The sequence below is a fragment of the Kitasatospora sp. NPDC059812 genome (assembly GCF_042732075.1).
Classification (GTDB): Bacteria; Actinomycetota; Actinomycetes; order Streptomycetales; family Streptomycetaceae; genus Kitasatospora.
This window is the reverse complement of sequence record NZ_JBHWIO010000145.1, coordinates 6085-12034: the sequence shown is the minus strand read 5'-3', so window position 1 is coordinate 12034 and position 5950 is coordinate 6085. Positions and strand designations below refer to the sequence as shown.

The 5950-nt window shown below is 71.1% G+C and carries 8 protein-coding genes; 4 read left to right on the top strand and 4 right to left on the bottom strand.

Translation table 11 applies throughout. The features are described from left to right. Positions 1-288: 288 nt before the first annotated feature. Positions 289-441, bottom strand: a complete 153-nt coding sequence (locus tag ACFV6D_RS37745; RefSeq protein WP_159398601.1) for a hypothetical protein — start codon at positions 439-441, stop codon at positions 289-291. 266 nt (positions 442-707) lie between these two features. On the opposite strand from ACFV6D_RS37745, the gene ACFV6D_RS37740 reads away from it, so the two are divergent. Then, entirely contained in the window at positions 708-1058 is a 351-nt protein-coding gene (locus tag ACFV6D_RS37740; RefSeq protein WP_063351706.1) for a beta/gamma crystallin domain-containing protein, read from the top strand. Here the strand turns inward: ACFV6D_RS37740 and ACFV6D_RS37735 are convergent. From ACFV6D_RS37735 to ACFV6D_RS37725, 3 genes are all read right to left on the bottom strand, one after another. Continuing rightward, positions 1025-1528, bottom strand: a complete 504-nt coding sequence (locus ACFV6D_RS37735) for a DUF4389 domain-containing protein (protein WP_380563243.1) — start codon at positions 1526-1528, stop codon at positions 1025-1027. The genes ACFV6D_RS37740 and ACFV6D_RS37735 overlap by 34 nt on opposite strands. Positions 1529-2238: 710 nt before the next feature. Next, positions 2239-2565, bottom strand: a complete 327-nt coding sequence (locus ACFV6D_RS37730; protein ID WP_380563241.1) for a DUF6299 family protein — start codon at positions 2563-2565, stop codon at positions 2239-2241. Positions 2566-2964: 399 nt separating this feature from the next. Beyond that, on the bottom strand, positions 2965-3927 hold the full coding sequence (locus ACFV6D_RS37725) for a zinc-dependent alcohol dehydrogenase family protein (RefSeq protein WP_380426501.1): 963 nt from the start codon (positions 3925-3927) through the stop codon (positions 2965-2967). A gap of 167 nt (positions 3928-4094) precedes the next feature. Here ACFV6D_RS37725 and ACFV6D_RS37720 point away from each other — a divergent pair, with 167 nt between their 5' ends. The 3 genes from ACFV6D_RS37720 to ACFV6D_RS37710 all read left to right on the top strand — a co-directional run bounded on the left by ACFV6D_RS37720 (position 4095) and on the right by ACFV6D_RS37710 (position 5834). Further along, positions 4095-4739, top strand: coding sequence for a TetR/AcrR family transcriptional regulator (locus ACFV6D_RS37720; RefSeq protein ID WP_380563239.1), 645 nt, complete (start codon positions 4095-4097; stop codon positions 4737-4739). 345 nt (positions 4740-5084) lie between these two features. Further along, entirely contained in the window at positions 5085-5558 is a 474-nt protein-coding gene (locus tag ACFV6D_RS37715; RefSeq protein ID WP_380563237.1) for a hypothetical protein, read from the top strand. 93 nt (positions 5559-5651) lie between these two features. Then, positions 5652-5834, top strand: a complete 183-nt coding sequence (locus ACFV6D_RS37710; RefSeq protein ID WP_380563236.1) for a hypothetical protein — start codon at positions 5652-5654, stop codon at positions 5832-5834. Positions 5835-5950: the final 116 nt, after the last annotated feature.

The window sequence follows — 5950 nt, the reverse complement described above, 5'->3', positions numbered from 1 at the left end:
GACCGCTCGGCGGCGGTCGGCCTGTGGTCGGGCCTCGGCGGGGTGTCGGCCGCGGTCGGCCCCTTCCTCGGCGGCTGGCTGGTGGACGGCCCCGGGCCCGCCCGACCTGACAGCCCCCGCAGTCGTCGACCACACCGAGACGGCGCAGCCGGGCGTACTCCCCGGTGTCCTTCCAGCAGTGCCCCGACAGATCGGAGGCGATGGCCAGACGGCCGTACGGCGGCAACGGTGGCGGTGGCTGGCCCCGGGCCTCGTTCCCCGGCTCCGTCACGCGGGGCCCGCCGGCGGTCAGCCCCCGGCGGGGCCGAAGAGCTCGGGCGCCGACCACGGCCCGTCCGGGCCCGCCTGGTGGATCCGCGCCAGGACCGACGACTGGTACCCGATAGTGAACACCTCCAAGGCGCCGTTGGCATCCGCGGCGGCGGCGCCCAGGCGCAGCACGGCGAGCAGGTCCGTAGACGAAACGACCCGCCGTCGCCTTCCTTTGAGGAGCAAATCGGCCCGGCCCGGACGGCCATGCGGGTCCGTGTGACAGGTGTGGCAGGTGTGACAGGTGTGGAATTCGGCTCAGCAAAGTCCCGCAAAATTCCCGGCAATTGGAATGATGTCCGAAAATCGTTACACCAGGTTGCGACCTCAACACCTCTTGTTAGTGTCCCTTCAGTTCGACTCGCATGCCCCACCTCACACACCAGGGAGTTTGCGTCATGCTGAAGCGACGAATCGCCGTGGCCGCAGGGGTCGCCATGATGGCTCTGGCCGTCGGCACCGTGCCCGCCCACGCGACCAACGAGGTCAACTTCGCCGAATGCCTGTTTGCCAGCGACTACTTCACCATCGGCATCACCAACGACAACGGCACCGGTTTCAGGAGGTGCTTCGCGAACGCCGGCGACATCTGGATCGACCAGAGGTCGGTCACGAGTTTCAGCAGCGGCAACAACGCCGGGTACTTCGAGTACGAGCCCGGCGACGGCTCCCTCTACCGCCACACTTTCGGCAAGAACCAGGCCATCACCAAGAACTACGGCACCGTCACGACGCTCCACATCAACTGAACCCACCGGCCGGTCACAGGGAGCCGTGCCCCTGTGACCGGCCCCCCCACGGGGAACCGTCCCTCGGCACAGCCGGCGGCGGCGGGCGGGCCCTGTGGCACGCGGTCGGCGAGGCCCGGGACGAGGGGCCCGAGGACGCTCTGGGTGGGGTCGGTGACCTCGTCGTTGTCGAAGTCGTCGTCCGAGTTCACCGAGGCGGTGACCGACCCCGTCGCCCAGGAGGCCAGGCCGAGGAGGAGGAAGAGGACGAGCAGGCCGCGCCCGGCGCCGCCGAGGTCCAGCGGACGGGTGGCCGACGCCGGGCCCTCCGGTTCGCTGCCCGGCTCCTCGCCGAACATGCCCTTGGGGTAGGCCGACGAAAGCATCGTCAGGTAGGCGGTGTAGCGCATCCGGTAGCGCAGGACCGCGACCGTCGCCTCGTACAGCGGCTGCGGCATCCGGCCGAGGGCCAGGACCACGAGCCAGACCACGAACGGCGCCGTCCACCAGCCCGCGTACGCCAGGCGCCAGGCCCTGCACGGTCGAGGCCGGGATCACCAGGACGATGCGGAAGTCAAGCGCCCCGGGCCGCAGCCGACTCAGCCCGTCCTCCGCCATGACGAGACCGGCGCTGGCGGCGACGTCGAGCGCGTGCTCGCAGTACGCCGCCGGTGTCCTCGGCTGGTCCGGGCGCAGCGCGGCGAGTTCGGTTCCGGACGGAAGCGTGGTGACGGCGGCGCGGCGTCCGGCGGCGGTGGGGCACCACAGGGTGCGGCCGTCCGGCCGGGGGCAGCGGATACCCGCCGATACGCTGGTGGCCGGGTACCCCACGCCGACGAGCGCGGGGGACCCGGCCATTGCCGCGGGGCGCAGCCCAGGGTGTCGACGGTGCGGATCGGCTGGGCGCTGCCGGCGCTGGTGGCCTCGGCCATCGCCCGGCTCTGCCCGTCGGTCATCTCCGGGAGGCGGTCGGCGGCGACCACGGCCGGGACGGACTCGGCCATCGTCCTGGCGGCTCCCCGGAAGACGAGCGGATCGGGGCGGCTGGGCAAGGCGTTTCGGGCCGGGCTCGTGGGACTCCGCGGAGAACGGGTCCTGCCTGCCGATGTCCGCCCTCCGCGCGCCGGTGCTCCCCCACCAGGTCGTCCGCGGTCACGTCACGACGAGCACGAGTCCGTCCCGCGTGCCGACGGGCCCTGCGTCACTGCGCAGCAGCCTGCAGATCGACGCTCTTCCGATCGACCGCGAGCGTGACAATGCGCGGGAAGCCATTGCTCCCTGTTTCCCACCGCTGCAAGCGCGTAGTGACCTCGGCCTGACCGGCCCTCACAAGAGGCCCCGGGTTGGGCCTGCCATGGTTGACCCACACGTGTTCGGCACCGTCACAGATGACAGACGTGCTGATGGCGACCCTGTCCCCCACCGAGCTGTTGACGACGGCGTAGGAAGAAGGCCCTGAGCAGCGGTAGGTACCCGAGAGGGTCACAACCGCCTCGCTGTCGACCGTACCGGTGGAGTTGAGGGACACCGTGCCGGTGAAGTCGGCGGGTGCCGTCCCCGAGACGGCCGCCTGGGCCGGGGAAGCGGCCCAGAACCCCGAGAGCAACGTGATGGATACGACTGTGGACAGAGCAGCAGAAGCAGAGCGACGCAACGAACTTCCCCTCACCGAACGATCATTGACTTGTCTAGACCTGTGGTCGGGACCGTACCACCCAGCCCGGAACCATCCGACACGAACTCATAACTCTTCACCCACAGGCCATCCAGGTCGGGACACAACACGGCGGCACACCCCGGACACCCGGACGGAAACGCCCGGGTACGGCCGACCCCGCACACCAGCCCCTCAACGGGAGTCACCCGCCGGCGCGGACCAGGTCGGCCTTGCTGCGGTAGTGCGCCGTGAACACCGTTCCTGCCCGGCTCAGGGCGCCAGCACGACCCTGCCGAATACCTTGCCCGCGTCCATTGCTCGGTGAGCCAGCACCGCCTGGTCCAGCGGCAGCACCTCGTGCACGACCGTGCGCAGGTCCCCGTGCGCGGCATCATCGAACTGGGACGACCGCACCGCCTGCCTGTCGGAGCCGGGCACGGTGTCGGAGCTGAAGGTGGCGAACGACAGCGACTTGCGGAAGGCGTCCATCAGCCGCATGCCGAAGTCCGCCGGCGGCTGCCCGCCGACCACGCCGACAGCCACATACCTGCCGTTCGGGTTCAACCGGTCCAGGAACAGGGAAAGCTGAGGACCTCCCACGACATCGATCACCACGTCGAAACCCGACGGTGCGTCCGAGCCGCCCTCGCCGGAGCGGTCGAGGACATGGGTCGCGCCCAGGTCCCTCAGGCGGGTGCCACGCTCCGCCGATGAGGTGGTGACCGCCACCGCACCCGCACCGCCCTTGGCTGCAAGCTGGACCGCCGTGATCCCGATGCTGCCCGCCGCACCGCGCACGAGCACCGTCTCGCCGGGCGCGAAACGAGCGCGGTCCAGGGCGAAGTGGGCGACCACACCGGAACCGCCGAGAGTCACCGCGTCCACGCCGGTCAGGCCGTCAGGCAGCAGAAGGACGTCCTCGACCGAGGCGACGGCCTGCTCGGCATACCCGCCGGACAGGCCGGTGAACGCCCACACCCGCCGCCCCATCCACGAAGCGTCCACGCCCTCTCCCACCGCGGTGACGCTACCCGCCACCTCGCTGCCCAGGAGATGGCCCTCCCGGAAGCCGTACGCGGCGAGCGTTCCCCGGCGGATCACGGCGTCCACGCCGCCTACCCCGATGGCCTCCGTGGTGATCCGCACCTGCCCCGGGGCAGGGACGGGCACAGGCAAGTCGACGACCTCCAGACCGTCAGGATTTCCGAACTCCCTGATCACGACAGCTTTCATCTCTGCTCCTTAGGACGGTGAACGAACGGGCCACAACTGCTGCGACCGAGAGCGGCGAACCCGGCTCCCCCGCCCGAGGCACCATCAGCAGGGTGCCGGGGCGGGGCGGCGCCACCGCCATCGGACCGTAACGGACGCCCCCGTCCAATTGGCTAAAGTGAGAGGCCATGACCGACCGTTTGCCTCACATCGCGCGCTCCGACGCCCACGACAACCGGGCCCGTATCCTGGACGCCGCCCGCGCGGTGTTCAGCGAGGCGGGCCTGAACGCGCCCATGCGCGAGGTCGCCCGGCAGGCAGGCGTCGGCCCCGCCACGCTGTACCGGCACTTCCCGACCAAGCAGGCACTGATCGTGGAGACCTTCGCCGAGCAGCGGCGAGCCTGCCACGCCACCGTCCGCGACGCCCTCGCAGACCCGGACCCGTGGCACGGATTCCGGAGCCTGGTCGAGCGCATCTGCGAACTCCACGCACACAGCCGGGGATTCGCCGACGCCTTCATGACAGCCTTCCCCGAGGCCATGGACTTCGCCGCCGACCGAGAGCGGACTTCGCGCGGGGTTGCCGAACTGACCCGCCGCGCCCAGGACACCGGCCAGCTCCGCCCCGGCTTCGTCGTCGACGACCTGATCCTCATGCTCATGGCCCACCGGGGCCTCCAAGACGCGCCGCGTGCCGCCCGGCTCACGTCCTCTCGCCGCTTCGCTGCCTACGTGATCGAGGCGTTCCGCGCCGCACCGGAGACGGGAGCGCCTACACCGCTGCCGCCAGCACCACGCCTGCAGCTCGCGTACTCGCCCAGCACGCAGTAGACCCGCCACGACGAGGTCCGTCATGGGTAGCGGCCGGGCGGCACCGCGAAGGTGTCGTCATGCCGCGGGCTCTGCCCACCGCGCCGAGGTGCCGAACCCCGCCATCACCCGGACGGCGTAGCGTGAGGGGTTCTCACCAGCCCCTGACCTGCGGCAACACCCGAAACTCACCGGATCCGAGGCGAAACTCACCAGCGGCCCGGGACGAAATTCACCGCCCCCCGCCGCCCGGTCGTTTCAGGTGAAGTTCCACAAGCGTGATGCCCCGGGCCGCTGCGCCCCGGGAAGCCTCCTGCGTCACGGCTGCTCGCCCGAGGTGGCCGCGCCCCGTCACGGAGAACCCCCATGAGCCTCGCCCCGCGCTCCGCTGCGCTCGTAGCCGCCGCCCTGTCCGTCGCTGCACTGGCCGGTCCGGCTCCCGCCGCAGCCGGCCCCGCCCCCATCACCTCGCAGCCCCCGGCCGGCCGGTACCTCAACCTGCACCAGTGCGTCTACAACAGCCCGCTCGGGGCGAGCAACTTCGACCTCATGACAACCCTGGTCCCGAGCCTGGACGGGCGGTTCAGGGCCGGAACGGACGTCTCCGACACCCCCGTCCCCGCCGCCGTCTGCGGCCCCGGGGACGGGCGCTACGAGCCCAACGTCTACACGGCCGCCGAACCCTACGACCTGGCGTCCGGGCACTACCTGAACCTGCACCAGTGCATCTTCTGGAGCGACTTCGACCAGGACCACCTCACCACGGCGGTGGGGACCACCGATGTCAAGTTCGTCGCCGGCACCAACATCTCCAACTCCCCTGACACCACCGTCAGCTGAGGCGGCGGAGGCACCGACCACCCCATCCCCCTGCTGTCGAACACCACAGCCCTGGACCTGACCGCCGGGCGGTACCTGAACCTGCACCAGTGCATGTACTACTTCGACGGTTACCGCGACCACCTCACGACCTTCGCCCCGAGCGGAGACGGACGCTTCAAGGCCGGGACGAACATCTCCAACACCCCCGACACCAAGCCCTCCTGCGGCCCCGGCGACGGGCGGTACCAGCTGATCCCGGTGCTCTCGGGCGTCAAGGCCCTCCTCGTGCACTGAGGACCGCCGCGCAACAGCCGGCCCCCCCCGCCCCCCGGGGGGGGGGGGGGGGGGGCGCCGCCCCGCGCCCCCGCGCGCCCCCCGGGGGGGGGCCGCGGGGGGGGGGCGGCCGGACC